The organism is Candidatus Eremiobacteraceae bacterium (assembly GCA_035314825.1).
Lineage (GTDB): Bacteria > Vulcanimicrobiota > Vulcanimicrobiia > Eremiobacterales > Eremiobacteraceae > JAFAHD01.
In genome coordinates, this window is the sequence record DATFYX010000044.1 from 13,415 (window position 1) to 30,309 (window position 16,895).

Annotated in this window: 13 protein-coding genes; 8 read left to right on the forward strand and 5 right to left on the reverse strand. The window is 67.4% G+C overall.

Annotated elements, in window-relative coordinates; translation table 11 throughout:
• Window position 1: 1 nt before the first annotated feature.
• From VKF82_05830 to VKF82_05865, 8 genes are all read left to right on the forward strand, one after another.
• Window positions 2-1,198, forward strand: a complete 1,197-nt coding sequence (locus VKF82_05830) for a helix-turn-helix domain-containing protein (GenBank protein ID HME81577.1) — start codon at window positions 2-4, stop codon at window positions 1,196-1,198.
• A complete protein-coding gene (gene glnA / locus VKF82_05835; GenBank protein ID HME81578.1) occupies window positions 1,195-2,511 on the forward strand; it encodes a type I glutamate--ammonia ligase in 1,317 nt (438 codons plus the stop codon). The genes VKF82_05830 and glnA overlap by 4 nt, the downstream gene beginning before the upstream one ends.
• Window positions 2,508-3,221 carry a response regulator transcription factor gene (locus tag VKF82_05840; protein ID HME81579.1) on the forward strand — a complete coding sequence of 238 codons (714 nt, stop codon included), beginning with the start codon at window positions 2,508-2,510 and terminating at the stop codon, window positions 3,219-3,221. Before glnA ends, VKF82_05840 begins: the two co-directional genes overlap by 4 nt.
• The gene (locus VKF82_05845) at window positions 3,218-3,931 is read left to right on the forward strand and encodes a HAMP domain-containing sensor histidine kinase (protein HME81580.1); all 714 of its coding nucleotides are present in this window, start codon (window positions 3,218-3,220) and stop codon (window positions 3,929-3,931) included. The genes VKF82_05840 and VKF82_05845 overlap by 4 nt, the downstream gene beginning before the upstream one ends.
• Window positions 3,932-4,020: 89 nt before the next feature.
• Complete coding sequence (locus tag VKF82_05850; protein HME81581.1) at window positions 4,021-6,402, forward strand: phosphoketolase family protein; 2,382 nt, start codon at window positions 4,021-4,023, stop codon at window positions 6,400-6,402.
• Complete coding sequence (locus VKF82_05855) at window positions 6,386-7,648, forward strand: acetate/propionate family kinase (GenBank protein HME81582.1); 1,263 nt, start codon at window positions 6,386-6,388, stop codon at window positions 7,646-7,648. Before VKF82_05850 ends, VKF82_05855 begins: the two co-directional genes overlap by 17 nt.
• A gap of 41 nt (window positions 7,649-7,689) precedes the next feature.
• On the forward strand, window positions 7,690-8,145 hold the full coding sequence (locus VKF82_05860) for a universal stress protein (GenBank protein HME81583.1): 456 nt from the start codon (window positions 7,690-7,692) through the stop codon (window positions 8,143-8,145).
• A 13-nt stretch (window positions 8,146-8,158) separates the two neighbouring features.
• Window positions 8,159-10,027: a heavy metal translocating P-type ATPase gene (locus VKF82_05865; GenBank protein ID HME81584.1), complete on the forward strand. Its 1,869-nt coding sequence runs from the start codon at window positions 8,159-8,161 to the stop codon at window positions 10,025-10,027.
• Window positions 10,028-10,034: 7 nt separating this feature from the next.
• On the opposite strand, the gene VKF82_05870 is transcribed toward VKF82_05865, so the two are convergent.
• The 5 genes from VKF82_05870 to VKF82_05890 form a co-directional block, all read right to left on the reverse strand.
• A complete protein-coding gene (locus VKF82_05870) occupies window positions 10,035-12,767 on the reverse strand; it encodes a GNAT family N-acetyltransferase (GenBank protein HME81585.1) in 2,733 nt (910 codons plus the stop codon).
• Between the two features lie 308 nt (window positions 12,768-13,075).
• Window positions 13,076-14,263 (reverse strand): hypothetical protein, encoded by a 1,188-nt coding sequence (locus VKF82_05875; protein HME81586.1) that lies wholly within the window; start codon window positions 14,261-14,263, stop codon window positions 13,076-13,078.
• Window positions 14,260-14,616 carry a cupredoxin domain-containing protein gene (locus VKF82_05880; GenBank protein HME81587.1) on the reverse strand — a complete coding sequence of 119 codons (357 nt, stop codon included), beginning with the start codon at window positions 14,614-14,616 and terminating at the stop codon, window positions 14,260-14,262. The genes VKF82_05875 and VKF82_05880 overlap by 4 nt, the downstream gene beginning before the upstream one ends.
• Window positions 14,617-14,746: 130 nt before the next feature.
• Window positions 14,747-16,375 (reverse strand): cbb3-type cytochrome c oxidase subunit I, encoded by a 1,629-nt coding sequence (locus VKF82_05885; protein HME81588.1) that lies wholly within the window; start codon window positions 16,373-16,375, stop codon window positions 14,747-14,749.
• A gap of 1 nt (window position 16,376) precedes the next feature.
• On the reverse strand, window positions 16,377-16,844 hold the full coding sequence (locus VKF82_05890; GenBank protein ID HME81589.1) for a cytochrome c oxidase subunit II: 468 nt from the start codon (window positions 16,842-16,844) through the stop codon (window positions 16,377-16,379).
• Between the last annotated feature and the right edge of the window lie 51 nt (window positions 16,845-16,895).

Genomic DNA, 16,895 nt, shown 5'->3' on the forward strand with positions numbered 1-16,895 from the left:
CGTGACCGCAGAGGAGCTCGCCGAGCTCGGAGAACGCGCGGCGGGAATCGTCGCCGGCGGCGGAGGGCTCAAGGCGCTCGCGCAGGCGCTGGCTGACGCCGCGCATGGCGCCGTCCTTATCGAGGACGATCAGTGGCGCAATCTCGCAGTGGCGCAATCTCGCGGCACCGGCACCGTCCCCGCGTCGTTCGCGCAATGGTACAAGCCTGCGAAAGGCGCGAACGGACGTACTGCCCGCGCTGCGCTCGACCAAGGGCTGCACGCGCTGTGCGCGCCATTGCCGTCCGCGGGCGGCGACGGCGACGGACCGGCCGGCTATGTGACGCTGTTCTCGCGCACCAAGCCTGCGGCGCTCGCCGCGGCTGGGGTGCGCCTGGTCGCCAGCACGGCGGGCATCGAGCTGTCGCGCCGCGGGGCCGGCCGGCCCCAAGCCCGGCGCGCGTTCTGGGAACGCTATCTGGCGGGCGAATGGAGCGATCCGGCCTCCCTCAAAGAAGATGCAGCCGCTGCCGGACTCGCGTTGCCGGCCGCTTTTCTCGGCGCGGTGTTCGACGTCGAGGGCGCACCCCCGGGCGTCGCGCGCGACGCGGTCGCGCAAGCGCTCGCGCCGGCGGACGGCGTATGCCCGCTCGCGCCCACGTCCGGCCAAGTCGTCGCGCTGTTCCCGATGCGCCACGCCTCCGACGTATCGCGCGCGCGTCAAGCCGCGACCAATGCGGTGCGCGATGTGCCCGCGTTGGCAGCCGCGCGCTCCGTCAGCTGTGGCATCGGCGCGTATCACGCCGACATCCTCGAAGGTCCGCAATCGCTCGAAGAGGGCCGGCGCGCGCTGGCGCTCGGTCGGCGCCTATACGGGCGCGGATCAGTCACCCTCTATGCCGATCTCGGCGTCTACGCGCTGCTGCACGCGGGCGGCGGGCGCGAGGCGTTCTTAGGTTTCGCCGAAGCGCAGCTCGCGCCGCTGACCCAATACGACCGCAAGCACAAGACCGAACTGCTCAAGACGCTGCGCCTGTACTTCGACATCGGCGAGAACGTCAAAGAGGCCGCCGAACGGCTGTCGGTCCACCGCCACACGATCTTCTATCGGCTCAACCAGATCTCGCAGATCCTCAAAGTCGATCTGCACGCGCCGAAAGACCAGCTGTCCTTGCGCGCCGCGCTCGCCATCTGGCTCATGGAGCGCGAAGAGACGTGAGCAAGAAGGACGTCGCGCGCCGCGCCAAAGAGCTGGGCATCGCGTTCGTGCGCCTCCAGTTCTCGGATATCCACGGCGTCACCAAGAACGTCGCCATCCCGGTGCGCGAGCTTGAGCTCGCGCTCGACGGCAAGGTCGTCTTCGACGGCTCGTGCATCGAGGGATTCGTCCGCCACGAAGAATCCGATATGTGCCTCGCCCCCGACCCGGCCACCTTCGCGGTATTGCCGGGCATGCCCGGCGCGCCGCTGGAGGCGCGTCTCATGTGCGACGTGCGTAATCCTGACGGCTCGCCGTTCGAGGGCTGCACGCGCAGCGCGCTGCGCCGCGTCGTCGACGAAGCCGCCGAGATGGGATTCGGCGCCCACGCGAGCGCCGAGCTCGAGTTCTTCCTGTTCGAACCTAACGCCGCCGGCCAGCCGACGACGATCACCAGCGATCGCGGCTCCTACTTCGATCTCGGCCCCATCGACCGAGGCGACATGGCGCGGCGCGACGTCAGCCTCGTGCTCGAAGAGATGGGCATCCGCGTCGACGCGACCCATCACGAGGTCTCACACGGCCAGCACGAGATCGATCTCGCGTACACGGACGCGCTGTCGCTCGCCGACGCCCTGGCCACGGCGCGAGTCGTCGTCAAGACGGTCGCGGCGCGCCACGGCCTGCACGCCACGTTCATGCCTAAACCGCTGCTCAACCAGGACGGCAGCGGACTGCACATCGCGCAGTACCTGACGCGTGACGGCGCCAATGCGTTCTACGATCCGTCGGATCCGTTGCACTTGAGCGAGACCGGGCTGGCATGCGTCGGCGGGCTGCTCGCGCACGCCCGCGGCTTCACCGCGATCACCGATCCGACCGTCAACTCGTACAAGCGGCTCGTACCGGGATACGACGCGCCCTCGTACGTCCAATGGTCGCAGCGCGCCAAGAGCTCTCTCGTGCGCGTGCCCGCCGGTCGCGACGGCGTGCGCATCGAAGTGCGCTCGCCCGACCCGTCGTGCAATCCGTATCTGGCGCTCGCGTGCATCCTCAAGTCCGGCTTGGACGGCATCCGCCGCAAACTCGTTCCGGGCGATCCGATCGAGACGAATCTGGCGCAGCTGAGCGAGGACGAGCGCGCGAGCCTGGGCGTCGAACAACTGCCGGCTTCGCTGCAAGAGGCCATCGCCGCCCTCGATGCCGACGCGTTGGTCCGCTCGACCTTGGGAGATCATACCTATCACCGATTTCGGGAAGCGAAGCTCGCCGAATGGGAGTCCTACCGCACGCAGGTGCACCCATGGGAGTTGGACGCATATCTAACGTTGTGAGTCCGACGACATCCGTGCTCCTGGTGGACGATGAGCCGCAGATCGTGGAGATCCTCGAACGCTATCTCAGCGACGAGGGCTTTGTGGTGCACAAGGCCTACGACGGCCCGAGCGCCGTGCGCGTCGCCGCCACCGAAAAACCCGACCTCATCCTGCTCGATCTCAAGCTTCCGGGCATGAGCGGCTACGAGGCGTTCCGCGAGATCCGGGCCACCTCGACGATCCCGATCATCATGCTGACGTCGCGCGGCGAAGAGGTCGACCGCGTCGTCGGCCTGGAGCTGGGCGCGGACGACTACATCACCAAGCCCTTCAGCCCGCGCGAAGTGGTGGCGCGCATCAAGGCGGTCTTGCGCCGCGTGCACGCGCCGCCGGCCGAAGGCAAGGCGCAAACGGAGCCGGCCGCCATCGTCCGCAATGGCGATATCGAGATAGATCCCCAGGAGCACGAGGTGCGCGTGCGCGGCGCGTCCGTCGCGCTCACGCCGACCGAGTTCCGCATCCTCGAGCTGCTCGCCGCCAATCCCGGGCGCACGTTCACGCGCGCGCAGCTGCTCGACAAGATCAAGGGCGACGAGCTGGAGATCTACGACCGCACGCTCGACCGGCACGTCGCGAATCTGCGCCACAAGATCGAAGCCGACCCGGCCACGCCGCGCTACGTCGTCACCGTGTTCGGCGTCGGATACAAGATGGCGAAGCTTTCATGATCGACCGCGACGACCAGCGCCTCTCCGAGCTGATCCACGAGATGCGCAACCAGCTCTCGGTCGCCAAGGCCAACCTCGAGGCGTTCATCGACGGCAAGCTGCCGCCGACCGCACAGCGGCTCGAAAGCGTGGTGCAGACGCTGCACCACCTCGAAGAGCTGATCAAGGATCTGCGCGTGCTGCACCCGGCGTTGAGCGAAAAACGCGCCGAGCACGCGCTCACGCTGTCGGAGATCAACGTGTGCGATCTGCTGCAGCGCGAATTCGCGTCGATAGAAGCGGTCGCGCTCGAGAAGCAGGTGTCGCTGTCGGTCTTCCGCTGCCCCCATCCAGCCGCGGCGTGCCAACGCTTCTTGGGCGATCCGACGCGCATCGGCCAGATCGTCAAGAACGTGCTGATCAACGCGGTGCGCTTCACGCCGCAGGGCGGCAGCGTCTCCGTCGACTGCCGCCGCCGCGCCGACGAGCTTCAGGTCACGATCTCCGATACCGGCCCTGGCGTGCCGGAGACGGAGGCGCAACGCGTCTTCGAGCTCGGATTCCGCGGTGCCGCTGCCCGCGCACATGCCGGTTCGGGGCTTGGACTTTCCGTCGTCAAACAACTCGTCGAAGCCCAAGGCGGCTCGATCAGCCTCGATGAGACCGCACCCAGCGGCGCCCGCTTCGTCGTGCGGCTGCCCGGCGAGTTGCCCTACCCAAGCTCTCCCTAGCCGTCCCGGACCACGACCCCCCGATGTGAAGGGGGGCTTCACACCCCTTTCGCCGCGTTGACAGACGCCTGCGCTAGGATTGTGTCGTCATGATGCCGCTTCTCGAACGGGCAAGCGCGTCGCGGTTGGAGCAGCTCGCCCGATATTGGCGGGCGGCGAACTATCTCGGCGCGATTCAGCTCTATCTCAAAGACAACGTCTTGCTGCGCGAGCCGCTGCTGCGCGAGCATATCAAGGAGCGGCTGCTGGGCCATTGGGGCACGCAGCCCGGGCTCAATCTCGTCTATGCCCACCTCAACCGGCTGATCCAAGACACCGGAGCGCGCATCGTTCTGGTCGTCGGGCCTGGTCACGGCGCGCCGGCGATCTACGCCAATCTATTCCTCGAGGGGAGTCTCGCGCGCGTCTACCCGGAGTTCGAGCGCACGTACGACGGCGTGTGCCGGCTCAGCCGCGCTTTCTCATGGCCCGGCGGACTGCCAAGCCACGTCAGTGCGATGACGCCTGGCGCCCTGCACGAAGGCGGCGAGCTCGGCTACAGCCTCAGCCATGCCTTTGGCGTCGCCTTCGACAACCCGGATCTCATCGTCGCCTGCGTCGTCGGCGATGGCGAGGCCGAGACCGGCCCGCTCGCAGCGTCGTGGCAATCCAACAAGTTCCTCGATCCAGCGGACTCCGGCGCGGTGCTGCCGATCCTGCACCTCAACGGCTACAAACTGTCGGGGCCATCGATCTTCGCGCGCATGACCGGCCTCGAGCTGCATCAGTATTTCGTCGGGTGCGGCTACGACGTGCGCCATGTGACGGCGAGCGATCCTGACGACGCGCACCGGCAGCTGTGGGCGGCGATGAACTGGGCGTACGAGCGCATCCGTTCGCTGCAGACCGACGCGAGAGAGATGCGGGCGACTTCGCCGCCGGCCTGGCCGCTCATCGTGCTGCGTACGCCCAAGGGGTGGACCGGTCCGCACGAGCTCGACGGCCATCTGATCGAGGGCACGTTCCACGCCCACCAGCTGCCGATCCCGGATCCGCGCGAAAAACCGGCGCACCTGCGCGCGCTTGAGGCGTGGCTGCGCAGCTACCGGCCGCAGGAGCTGTTCGACGAGCGCGGCGCGCCGGACAGCGATCTGCAGACCGCGGTCCCATCGGCCAACCTGTGCATGGGCGCGAACGAGTTCGCGAACGGCGGCCCTGCTGACGCGCCGGCCTTGCGGCTGCCCAATCCGGACGCACACGCCGTCGACGTGAACGCGCGCGGCGCGCCGCAGGCGTCGGCCACGCAAATGCTGGGATCCTACCTGCGCGAGACCTTCCGGCTCAATCACGAGGCGCGCAATTTCCGCTTGACGTGCCCGGATGAGACGATGTCCAACAAGCTGCAGGCGGTCTTCGAAGCCACCGACCGCGCCTTCATGTGGCCGCTGGTCGAGTCTGACGAGCTCCTCTCGCGCGATGGGCGCGTGCTGGAGATCTTGAGCGAGACCACATGCGAGGGTTGGCTGGAAGGCTACACGCTGTCCGGGCGCCATGGGATGTTCGCGTGCTACGAGGCCTTCGCGACCATCTGCGATTCGATGGTCGCGCAACACGCCAAGTGGCTTAAGACCGCAGGTGAGATCGCCTGGCGCCGCCCCGTGCCATCGCTCAACATCTTGCTGACCTCGCATGCGTGGCGCCAAGACCACAACGGGTATTCGCATCAAGGGCCCGGCTTCATCGACAATCTCGTCAGCAAGAAGGCCGCTGTCGTGCGCGCCTACCTGCCGCCGGACGCCAACTGCCTCGTGGTGGCCGCGGATCGTTGCCTGCGCAGCCGCAACTTCATCAACCTCATCATCGCGTCGAAGAACGATGCGCCGGTGTGGCTGTCGATGGATGAGGCCAAGGAGCACCTCGCGCGCGGCGCGTCGGTCTGGGAATGGGCGAGCGACCACAGCGGCGATCCGCAGGTGGTCCTGGCCGCGGCGGGCGACGTGCCCACGCTCGAGACGATGGCGGCTGTATGGCTGCTGCGCCGTCATGTGCCCGAGCTGCGCGCGCGCGTCGTCAACATCATCGATTTGTTCTCATTGGAGACGCGCGCGGAACATCCGCATGGCATGGACGATGCCGCGTTCGAGCGCGCGTATGGACCGGCGCTCCCGATCGTGTTCGCCTTCCACGGATACCCGCGCGTCGTCCACGAGCTCCTCCATCGGCGGCCAGACCCCGCGCGTTTCCACGTACGCGGCTACATAGAAGAGGGCTCGACCACCACGCCGTTCGACATGGTCGTTCGCAACCGGATGAGCCGCTATCACTTGGCGCTCGACGCGATCGCCTGCGCTCAGCTGTCCAGTCCCGCAGCCGCGCGCGCCGCCGACTTCTTCAACGACCGCCTCGCCGCGCACAAGGAATATGTCGTCGAGCACGGCGTCGATATGCCCGAGATCGCCGATTGGCGCTGGACCGATGCCGCGCCGGCATGACGCCGTCGGGCTGACGGCGGCGGCGGCATATCTGGCGTGCGACGCGGGATCGAGCAGCTTCAAGGCGGCGCTGTTCGAGTTCGGCGCTGCGGTGCCGCGCGACCCGCAGCCGGCGCGCTGGGAGGGCGCGATTTCATGGCGCAGGCTGCCCGGCAGCGCCGGCATCAGCTCGCGCTGGAACGACGCGCGCAGCGCCGAGAGCCAGGCCTCGTTGCACAATGCGCTCGAGGCTCCGGCGCGACTTCTGCGCGCGATGCAGGCGAGCGCGCCGCCCGAACCACCCGCGGTGCAACACGTCGTTCATCGCATCGTGCACACCGGCCAGTTCGAGCGCTCGCCCGCGCGCGTGTCGAGCGCGGTGCGCCGTGCGATCGCGTCGGCGCTGCCTCTCGCACCCGAGCACAACGCCATCGCGTTGGCCGGCATCGAAGCGGTCGACGAAGCATTCCCCGGCGTCGAGCAATTCATCATCAGCGACTCGGCATATCACGCGGACATGCCGCTTGCCGCTTCGACCTATGGCGTGCCCGCGTCGTGGTATAAGGTGTGGGGCATCCGCCGGCTAGGCTTCCACGGCGTCAGCCATGGCTATGCGGCACAGCGCGCGGCCCAACTCGCCGATGTGCCGCTGCGCGCGCTCAAGGTCGTCACCTGCCATCTCGGCAACGGATGTTCGCTTGCTGCGACGTCCGCGGGCACCAGCGTCGACACGACGATGGGCTGGACCCCGATGGAGGGGCTCGTCATGGGCCAGCGCTCGGGCAGCCTCGACCCGGGCGTGATGCTGTACCTGATGGAACGCGGGCGCTACACCGCGCGGGAGCTCGCGCGCGTGCTCAACGAAGAGTCGGGCTTGAAGGGCATTTCAGGTCTTTCCGGCGATATGCGCGAGCTGCTCGAAGCCGTCGCGGCCGGCCATCCGCACGCGAGCCTCGCGTTCGACGTCTTCGTCCATCGCGTGCGCGCCGGGATCGGCGCGATGGCGGCGAGCCTGGGCGGGCTCGATGCGATCGTCTTCACCGGCGGCATCGGCGAGCACGCGCACGAGGTGCGGCGCGCCGTCTGCACGGGGCTCGAATTCCTGGGCATCGACCTTGATGAGGAGAAAGACGCCGCGGCGCGACCCGACTGCGATGTCGCACGCGCATCGTCGCGGGTCCGCATCTTCGTCGTGCGCGCGCGCGAGACGTGGGCCATGGCCCGCGATTGCGCGCTCGCCGTGGCGCAAGCCGCACCGCAAGTGTAGAGAGAGCGCGCCACGGACGCGCGCGAGAGGAGATCGAGATCATGTCAGTCTTCACCTCATTGCTCGTCCCCATCGACGGGTCTGAGCCGTCGGACGCGGCGTGCGCGCTGGCGATCGCGCTTGCGACCGACCAAAAGGCCTCGGTGATGTTCGTCAACGTCGTCGAGACCGACAAGATCCTCGCCTCGGTGATGCCGGGGCAGGGCTACTCGGATCCGGCGCCCGCCATCGACGCGATGCGCGCCGCCGGCAAGGACATGCTCAAGAGCGCGGAGGGCAAAGCGCAGGGAGCAGGCGTCAAAGCGAGGTCGCAACTCATCGAAGGCGACTGCGTGCCGTGCATCGTCAACGCGGTTGTCGGCGCCGGAATCGACCTGATCGTTATCGGCAGTCACGGACGCGGGGGCCTCACGCGTCTGGTGCTCGGCAGCGTCGCGGAAGGCGTGCTGCGCCACTGCACGGTGCCCGTGCTCGTGACCAAAGCGCCCAAAGCGTGATCCGAACGCACGCATGAACGGGCCCGCCAACGCGCAGGCCAGCGTCCGCACGCCGATCGAGATCTACATCGCGGCGTTCGCGACGGCGGGCATCGCAGCCAGCCTGGTCATGCAGTACGGCCTCTCCCTGCCTCGGTCTGTCTCCGTTCTCCCCTTGTATGCGGTGTTGGTGCTCGGCGGTGTGCCGCTGCTCTACACGCTCATCCGCAAACTCATCGCGCTCGACTTCGGATCCGATCTCTTGGCCGGCATCTCGATCGCGACGTCAGTGCTGCTGGGCGAGTATATCGTCGGCTGCATCGTCGTGCTCATGCTCTCGGGCGGCGAAGCGCTGGAGCAGTTCGCCGCGCGGCGCGCGTCGTCGATCCTCGCAGCGCTTTCGCGCCGCATGCCGAACGTCGCGCATCGCGCAACGGCGGCCGGCATCGTCGACGTCGCGCTCGACGACATCGTGGTCGGTGATGCGCTCACCGTCCTGCCGCACGAGCTGTGTCCGGTGGACGGCGCGGTGACGCTCGGCCACGGATGGATGGACGAATCGTACTTGACCGGCGAACCGTATCGCACGTCCAAGGCGCCGGGTTCCCAAGTGCTCTCGGGCGCGATCAACGGCGATGCCGCGATGACGATCCAGGCCGCACGCCTACCCGTGGATTCGCGCTACGCGCGCATCATGCGCGTGATGCGCGAGGCGGAGGAGAAGCGCCCGCGGTTGCGCCGGCTCGCGGACCGGTTGGGCGCTTGGTATACGCCGATCGCGCTTGCCATCGCCGCAACGGGCTGGCTCGTGACGGGCAGCGCGCAGCGTTTCTTGGCGGTCGTGGTGATCGCCACGCCCTGTCCGCTGCTGCTGGCCATCCCGGTCGCGATCATCGGCGCGATCTCGCTGGCCGCGCGCCACGCGATCATCGTCAAGGATCCGGCGATGCTCGAGCGCATCGACTCGTGCCGCGCGATGGTCTTCGACAAGACCGGCACGCTCACATACGGACAGCCGGCGTTGACCGACGTCGAGTGCTTGTCCGGGTTCACGCGCGACCAGGTGCTCGCGCTGAGCGCCAGCCTCGAGCGCTACTCCAAGCACCCGCTCGCCGGCGCGGTGGTGCGCGCGAGCGAGGCGGCGGGGGTGCCGCTCGACCAGGTCGCGCAGATCAGCGAAGAACCTGGGGCCGGGCTGCGCGGCCTGGTCGACGGGCGGACGGTCGAAATCCTCGGCCGCCAGAGCGCCTCGCGGGATGGGCGTCGGTCCGAAGCGCTGCCTGCGCGAGCCGGCGGTCTTGAGTCGCTGGTCTTCGTCGATGGCGCGCTCGCCGCCGCGCTGCGCTTCCGCGACGAGCCGCGCGTCGAAGGCGGTCCCTTCATCCGCCACCTCATCCCGCGCCACCACATCGATCGCGTGATGATCCTTTCCGGCGATCGCGAATCAGAGGTTCGCTACCTGGCGGAGCGCGTCGGGATCGCGGAACTGCATTACAGCAAGACGCCTGAGGAGAAGGTCGCGATCGTGGCGGCTCTCACGCGCGAGGAGCCGACGCTGTTCATCGGCGACGGCATCAACGACGCGCCGGCGATGCAAGCGGCGACGGTCGGGCTGGCGTTCGGACAGAACAGCGACATCACCGCTGAAGCAGCGGACGCGGTGATCATGGAGCCGTCGCTGGGCAAGATCGACGAGATCATCCACATCGGGCGGCGGATGCGAGCGATCGCGCTGCAAAGCGCGATCGGCGGCATGGCGCTCAGCTGCATCGGCATGGGTCTGGCCGTCGCGGGTTATCTTCCGCCGATCGCCGGGGCGGTGACGCAAGAAGTGATCGACGTCGCCGCCGTGCTCAACGCGCTGCGCGTCGGTTTTCCGATCGGCCGGCTGACGGACTTCTAACGGACTTCTAAAGGTCGATGTACGCGTCCAGCATCGACGCGTCGGCTTCGAACGCGGTCGTGAATCCCAGCTCTTTGCACACGTGCAGCATCGCGCTGTTGTCGGCCAGGATATGGCCGACGATGCGCCCGACGCCCTCGGCGCGCCCGACGTCGATGAGACGGCGCAAGAGCTCGCGGCCTAGGCCGTGCCGCTGTACTTCGTCGGTCACGACAAGCGCGAACTCGGCTTCGTCGCCTTCGTGCGACTTGATCAGCCTGCCGACGGCGACGATCGCCGGACCGCCGGCTTCCGGCAGCGCGACTAGCGCCATCTCGCGGTCGTAGTCGATGAAGCACGAGCGGATGAGATGGCTATGCGAGACGCGCTGGTCGAGCCGCACGACGTGCGCGTAGCGGCGGTAGACGCTGCTCTCCGACAGCGTCTCGTGGAAGCGTTGCAGCAGCGTCTCGTCATCGGGGCGGATCGGGCGGATGGTGAACCCGGTGCCGTCGGCGGCGCTCCAGCGCCCTTCGTATTGGCGCGGATAGGGGCGGATGGCGGCCTTCGGCAGTGCGCTGTCCGGCACGCTCGCGTCGTGCAGCACCACGCGCGCATCGAGCGCGACGAGTCCGGACGGCGATGCGAGCAACGGGTTGATATCGAGCTCCTTGACGCGGCGCTGTTCTCCGACGAGCCTGCTGACGTTCACCAGCACGCGTTCCAACGCGGCGATGTCGACCGGCGCGCGGCCGCGCAGGCCTTCGAGCGCGCGGAAGATCTTGGTGCGCTCCATCAATTGGCGCGCAAGCGTGGACGTGAGCGGCGGCAGACCCAACGCGCTGTCTTGGAAGACCTCGACGAGCGTTCCGCCGAGGCCGAACAGCAGCACCGGACCGAACTGAGCGTCCACGCTGCTCCCGACGATCAGCTCGTAGCCTTCGCGCGTGATCATCGGCTGCACCGTCACGCCCTCGAAGGCGGCGGCGCCGCCCGCTTTTCGTGCGGCCTGCTCGATCCGCGTGAAGGCGGCGACGACATCGGCGTCGTGCGCCACGTCGAGGACCACGCCGCCGACGTCGCTCTTGTGCGTGAGCACGTGCGAATGCAGTTTGACGGCCACCGGAAACCCGAGCGAACGGGCAGCGCGAACGGCGTCTTGTGCCGACGCCGCGAGCAGCGTCGGCACGGTGGGGATGCCGTATGCGGCGAACAGCGACTTGGCCTCGATCTCGGCCAGCAGCGTGCGGCCCGCGCCGGTCGCGGACGCGATGATCTCTTTCGCCCGCGCGCGATCGATACCGGCCTCTTCTTGCTCCACCGGCGTCTCGTACAGGCTGCGCAGCGCGTCGTCGTAGCGCCACATGTAGTTGAACATGCGGCTGGCGGCATCGGGATAGGGCACGGTCGGTATGCCCTCTTTGCGCAAGCGCTGATCGCCGGCCGACGAACCCGCGCCACCCAGCCAGCTCGCGAGCACGGGCTTGTTCGGCACGCGGGCGAAGGGCGCGAGCCGCGCCGCGATGTCGTCCGAATCCGAGATCCCTTGCGGCGCGAAGATGACGAGCACGCCGTCGCTGGCGTCGTCCGCGCTGACCGCCGCCATCGCCGACGCGTAGCGCTCGCCGTCGGCGTCGCCGAGGATGTCGACCGGATCGCCGTGGCTCCATGCCGGCGGGAGGAACGAGGACAGCCGCGCCATGGTGGCGGCCCCGAGAACGGCCATCTCGCCGCCGCCTTGGACGAGCGCATCGGCCGCGAGCACTGCAGGCCCGCCGGCGTTGGTCAAGATCGCGAGCCGTTTGCCGCGCGGACGCGGTTGGCGCGCGAGCACTTCTGACATCAAGAACACGTCCTCGATCGTGTCGACGCGCAGCACGCCGCAGCGGGCGAAGGCCGCGTCGAGCACCGCGTCGCTGCCGGTCAGCGCGCCGGTGTGCGAGGCCGCCGCTTTCGCACCCGCGTCGCTGCGGCCGGCCTTGATGACGATGATCGGCTTGACCAACGCGACCTCGCGCGCCGCCGACATGAACGAACGCGCATCGCCGACCGATTCCATGTAGGCGATGATGCTCTTGGTCTGCGGATCGTCGCCCAGATAGTACAGGATGTCGGCCCAGCCGACGTCGAGCAACGAGCCGACCGAGACGAAGCGGCTGAACCCGAAATCTTGGTCGAGGCTCCAGTCCAGGATAGCGCTGCCCAGCGCGCCGCTCTGGCTGGCGAACCCCAGCGTGCCGGGGCGCGCGGGCGCGCGCGCGAAGGTCGCGTTGAAGCCGATGCCCGGCGACATCACGCCGAAACAGTTCGGGCCGACCACGCGCATGCCGCTCGCGCGGACCGTCGCCAGGATCTGCTGTTCGAGCTGCGCGCCGGCCGCGCCGACCTCGCGGAATCCGGCCGAGATGATGATCGCGCCGCGCACGCCCGCGCCGACGCACTCTTCGACGACCGCAGGAACGCCCGCCGCGGGGGTCACGATGATCGCGACGTCGATCCGCGCGGGGACGGCGCCGACGCTCGGATACGCCGTCTTGCCGAAAATGGCCGCGTGCGCCGGATTGACCGGGAAGACCTCGCCGGCGAACGTCCCCGTCACGAGATTCTCGAACACGCGCCGTCCGACGCTGGCATCGCGTTCGGTCGCGCCGATCACGGCGACGGTCTTGGGCTCGAAGATGGCTGCAAGCGGCTGCGCGCGCACGCGCGTGACGTCATGGACCGGCTCGGCGATCTGCGAGCCCGTCGCGTCAGGCTGCATGCGCCGCTCTCCGGTGCCGCAGCAAATGACGCGACGGCCGGTCCGCTCGCCGAACGCGATCGAGTTGCGCGACGACCGCGGCGGGCTGCATCGTCGCCGCCTGCGCTAGGGTGAGACCCTGCCACGGCGCGCTGTCCGCAATGCGCTTCACAGGACCGCCAGCTTGAACGGTTGGCTTGCGAGCACCTCGGCCGCTCCCGATAAAAGGAAAGCTCCCGGTCGCCGGATATTCGTTCGCGATCCGCCGGGCCGGGAGCTGCGCGCCGCACCGCCGTCGTGCGGCGAGGTCGCGGGACTAAGGGGGTCTGTTATCTAGACAGGCCCCTCATGTTGCCCAGCGTCGTATTCCACGTCAGCGACGCCTGCCAGCCGGGCGCGGTCGTTCCGCTCGCCATGCTGACCTCGCCGTTGAGCATCAGCGCATTGGCGTTCGCCGACGACACGCGCCGCGCGAGCATCACGCCGAGATTGACGTAGCCATAGTGGGTGACGGTGCCGAGCCCGTCGTTGGTCATCTCGTACCGCCCGCCCAACATCACCTTGCTGTCGAGGAACGGCTCGAAGACGTCGATGGTGTATCCGCTGCTGTTGGCAGGCCCGAATCCGGGCCCGGCATTCGAGTCGTGATTGCTTGCGTACATCGCGAACAGTCCCGGCACGTTGTGCTGTGAATCGATCTCGACGTATGGTGTGATCGACGTGTACTCATCGTAGGTGCCGTCGGACAGCGGCCACGAGCCGGCAGCGCCGTAGACGCCCGCCTCGACCGGCTTGTCGGGCCGGGCATATGCCACGCGATACTGAAACGTCTTGTCGGTCGGCGTCGTGAAGTCGAACGCGGTATTGAGATCTCCGCCGGGTCCGGTATACGCGCCCTCGATGAGATAGCCGGGACGCACGTAGCCGAACTTGTAGCCCCAACGGTTCGCATCGAGCTCATACACATGTTCTCCCACCGTCATTTCCGGCGGGGCGAACGGCGCGATCTCGAACCACTGGCTGAAGGGCGAGGGCGCGGGGACTTCCAGTTTGCCCACCGTGAAGTGGCCGTCCCGGTGCAGCAGATTGTTGTAAGTGAGCCATAGCGTATCCGTGCCGCCGGGCTCGTTGCCCTGCACGATCCATTGCTGGGCGTGCACGGTGACGTCGCTGCCGATATACCCAGCGGCTTGGATGTTCAGATTTCCGAACAGGACCTTACCGGGGAACGTGGGGTCCTGCGTGTCGACGGCGGCTGCTGCTTGGACCCACAGCGGGTTGACGCCGTGTATGACGCTCGGATCCAGCGATGCATAGCCCGTGCGCTGTACGTACCGCCCGTAGTCGTTCAGCGCCGGGACGTTGGAATGGCATACCTCGCAGTTGATGCCGTACGCCTGTGCGAAGGGCGGCATGGCTTGGGTCGGCCGCACGCTCTCGATCACGAAAGCGACCGCGAGCGCCGCGCCGACGATGAGAACCGTCGCCTTGACGGTCCCCCGGATATGCGCCTTCACGGCTTGACCACGATGGTCAGCACCATATCGCCGTGACCGCTACCGCACGGAATCGTGCAGTGGATCACGTAGGTGCCCGCCTTCTTCGGCGTGACGCTGACGTCGACGAACTCGCCCGGTTTGATGACGGTCTGCGGAATGCCGAGATCGTCGGACTGGATGCCGTGGACGCCGCCGCTCGAGGTCATGTGCATAACGGTCGTCTCACCGACATGCATCTCGACCGTCGCCGGCGTGAACTTCCAGTTCGCCGCGACGACGTCGACCGTGGGATGCGCGAAAGCCGGCGCGGCGATCATGAGAACGGCAAAGCCGGCTAATGCCGCGAGGTGCCGTGAAATCGAAAAAGCCATGACAGGTACCTCCTAGAGCGTATTCTCACAGACCGGGGTGGCGGGCCGATGAGCGGGGCGTGAAGTGGGTGGGAAGGTCTGTGAAGGCTGCGACAAACGACATATTACGGGACAGCGTACGAGCAGGCGCTCACCAGGTCCGCAGGCCGGGCGCTCCATATGGGTGCGCCGCGATGAGTTCGTGGATCGGCCCGATATAGGCCAGCACCGCGAGGACGACCGCGGCGGCCGCCCACGCGCCGATGTTGTCCAAGTACGCCGGCGTCGGCATCGCCTCGGGCTCGGCCTGCGCGAACTCCACCGCGGTGTCGCCCGGCTCGTTGCTTAGCCGCGTGCCGATCGCGACGGTCGCGAACATCAGGATGCTGATGAAGAGAATGACCCCGCCGACGGCGGCTGCGATCATCTCCGGCTGCCACGAGTGCGCGGCCGCCACGCCGAAATACGAGACGTTGTCGGTGCGGCGCGGCGAGCCCAAGATGCCCGCCCAGTGCATGCCGGTCGACATGATCGCCATGCCGATGAACCATGCCCAGACCTGCGCGAGCGCCAGTTTTGGCGCCCACAGCTTGCGGCCGGTCAGCGCGGGCACGAGCCAGTAAGCGATGCCGACGAACGAGAGGGCTACCGGACCGCCGACCGTCACGTGGAAGTGGCCGACGATCCACATCGTGTTGTGCACCAGCGTGTCCAGGCTATACGACGCGTTGACGATGCCGCCGGCGCCGCCGAAGATGAACAGCACCATCGCCAGCGCCGGACCGGCGAACGCCGGATTGCCCCACGGCAGCGAGCGGATGACGCCCAAGAACCCGGATTGGCCTTTGCGGCGCGCGGCCATCTCGAATGAGGCGAAGATCGCGAACGCCGTCATGATCGACGGGATGACGACGCCATAGGTCGTCATCGTATGGACCCACTTCCAGCCCGCCGAGATGCCGGGCTCCATGAACTCGTGATGGATGCCGACCGGCGTGGACAGGATGAGGAGCAACAGGAACGCGAGCCGCGTCAGCGAGTCGCTGAACACCTTGCCGCCATAGAACACGGGCACGACGTTGTACCAGATCAGATACGCGCCCATGATCCAGAAATACACCAGCGGGTGGCCGAAGTACCAGAACAGCATGCGCGTCATCATCACGTCGACCGTGGGCACCCAGCCAAGCGACCACGGGATGAGATAGAACAGCATTTCGGTCGCGACGCCGATGGTGGCGATGAACCACATGGCAAAGGTGCATGCGACGCCGTGCACGACCAGCGGCAGCCGTTCGCCTGGATGCGTGCGCCGGAAATAGATGATGTTCTCGAAGATCTCGGCCAGCACGAACCACGTCGCGATAACCAGCAGCGTGGCGCCGATATAGAAGGCCGGATGCGCCTTGAGGGGCGCATAGAACGTGTAGAGCACGGACGCGTTGCCGGACAAGATCGCCCAGGTCGCCATCAGCGTGCCGAACAGCATCAGCGCGAAGCCGGACCAGCCCAGCGTCAGCGAACGGTCGCGCGGCACCGCGCGGTAGACCATGAACAGCGACAGCCCGCAGATGAAGAACGTCGTGAACACGATGGCCATGAGCACGCCGTGCGCCGTGAGCATGCGATAGTAATCGAACCAGGCCGGCGCGACGAAGGCCTGCGCGCGCGAAAGCGCCTGGAGCACGCCGAAGATCGCGCCGACCACAATCGCGCCGGTCGCGGTGTAGACATAGGCGAGGGAGAGGCCGTTCTCGCGCGCCACCTGCGTCACCGCCATGTCATTGGACCTCGATCGTGCCGTACATGAAATGATGGTCCAAACCGCAGTACTCGTTGCACAGCAGCAGATACTGGCCGGGTGTGCGGAACACGTGGGTCGACGTGCTCACCCAACCGGGCACGACCAGCATGTTGACGTCGGTGTTGGTGATGAAGAAACCGTGGACCACGTCTGGACTGGTGGCGAAAAAGGTGACCTTGGCGCCCGCCGGCACGGTTATCTGGTGCGGCGTGAACGCCGGATAGCGCGCGATGACGTAGGCCTCATACTCGTTGGGGCCGATCTTGCGCAGGCCGGGATTGTCGAACGGCGGCGTCTGCGCCACCTTGGTCGGATCGATGGTCTGGACATGGCTGGGCGGCAGGATGCCTTCGCTGATCGCCGCGGTGCCGATGATGCCCAGGAACACGATAAGCGCGGTGATCCCGAAGATCAGCCAGATGCGCTCGAGGCGGTCGATGTGCACGTCACCACCGGCTCGTCATCAAGGCCCACATCAGCGCCCAGACGACGACCA

What these genes read in the sequence shown, in the direction of transcription:
- VKF82_05845 (HME81580.1), top strand. Translation starts at nt 3,218, where the DNA reads ATGATCGACCGCGACGACCAGCGCCTCTCCGAGCTGATCCACGAGATG.
- VKF82_05850 (HME81581.1), top strand. Translation starts at nt 4,021, where the DNA reads ATGATGCCGCTTCTCGAACGGGCAAGCGCGTCGCGGTTGGAGCAGCTC.
- VKF82_05855 (HME81582.1), top strand. Translation starts at nt 6,386, where the DNA reads ATGCCGCGCCGGCATGACGCCGTCGGGCTGACGGCGGCGGCGGCATAT.
- VKF82_05860 (HME81583.1), top strand. Translation starts at nt 7,690, where the DNA reads ATGTCAGTCTTCACCTCATTGCTCGTCCCCATCGACGGGTCTGAGCCG.
- VKF82_05865 (HME81584.1), top strand. Translation starts at nt 8,159, where the DNA reads ATGAACGGGCCCGCCAACGCGCAGGCCAGCGTCCGCACGCCGATCGAG.
- VKF82_05870 (HME81585.1), bottom strand. Translation starts at nt 12,767, where the DNA reads ATGCAGCCTGACGCGACGGGCTCGCAGATCGCCGAGCCGGTCCATGAC.
- VKF82_05880 (HME81587.1), bottom strand. Translation starts at nt 14,616, where the DNA reads ATGGCTTTTTCGATTTCACGGCACCTCGCGGCATTAGCCGGCTTTGCC.
- VKF82_05885 (HME81588.1), bottom strand. Translation starts at nt 16,375, where the DNA reads ATGGCGGTGACGCAGGTGGCGCGCGAGAACGGCCTCTCCCTCGCCTAT.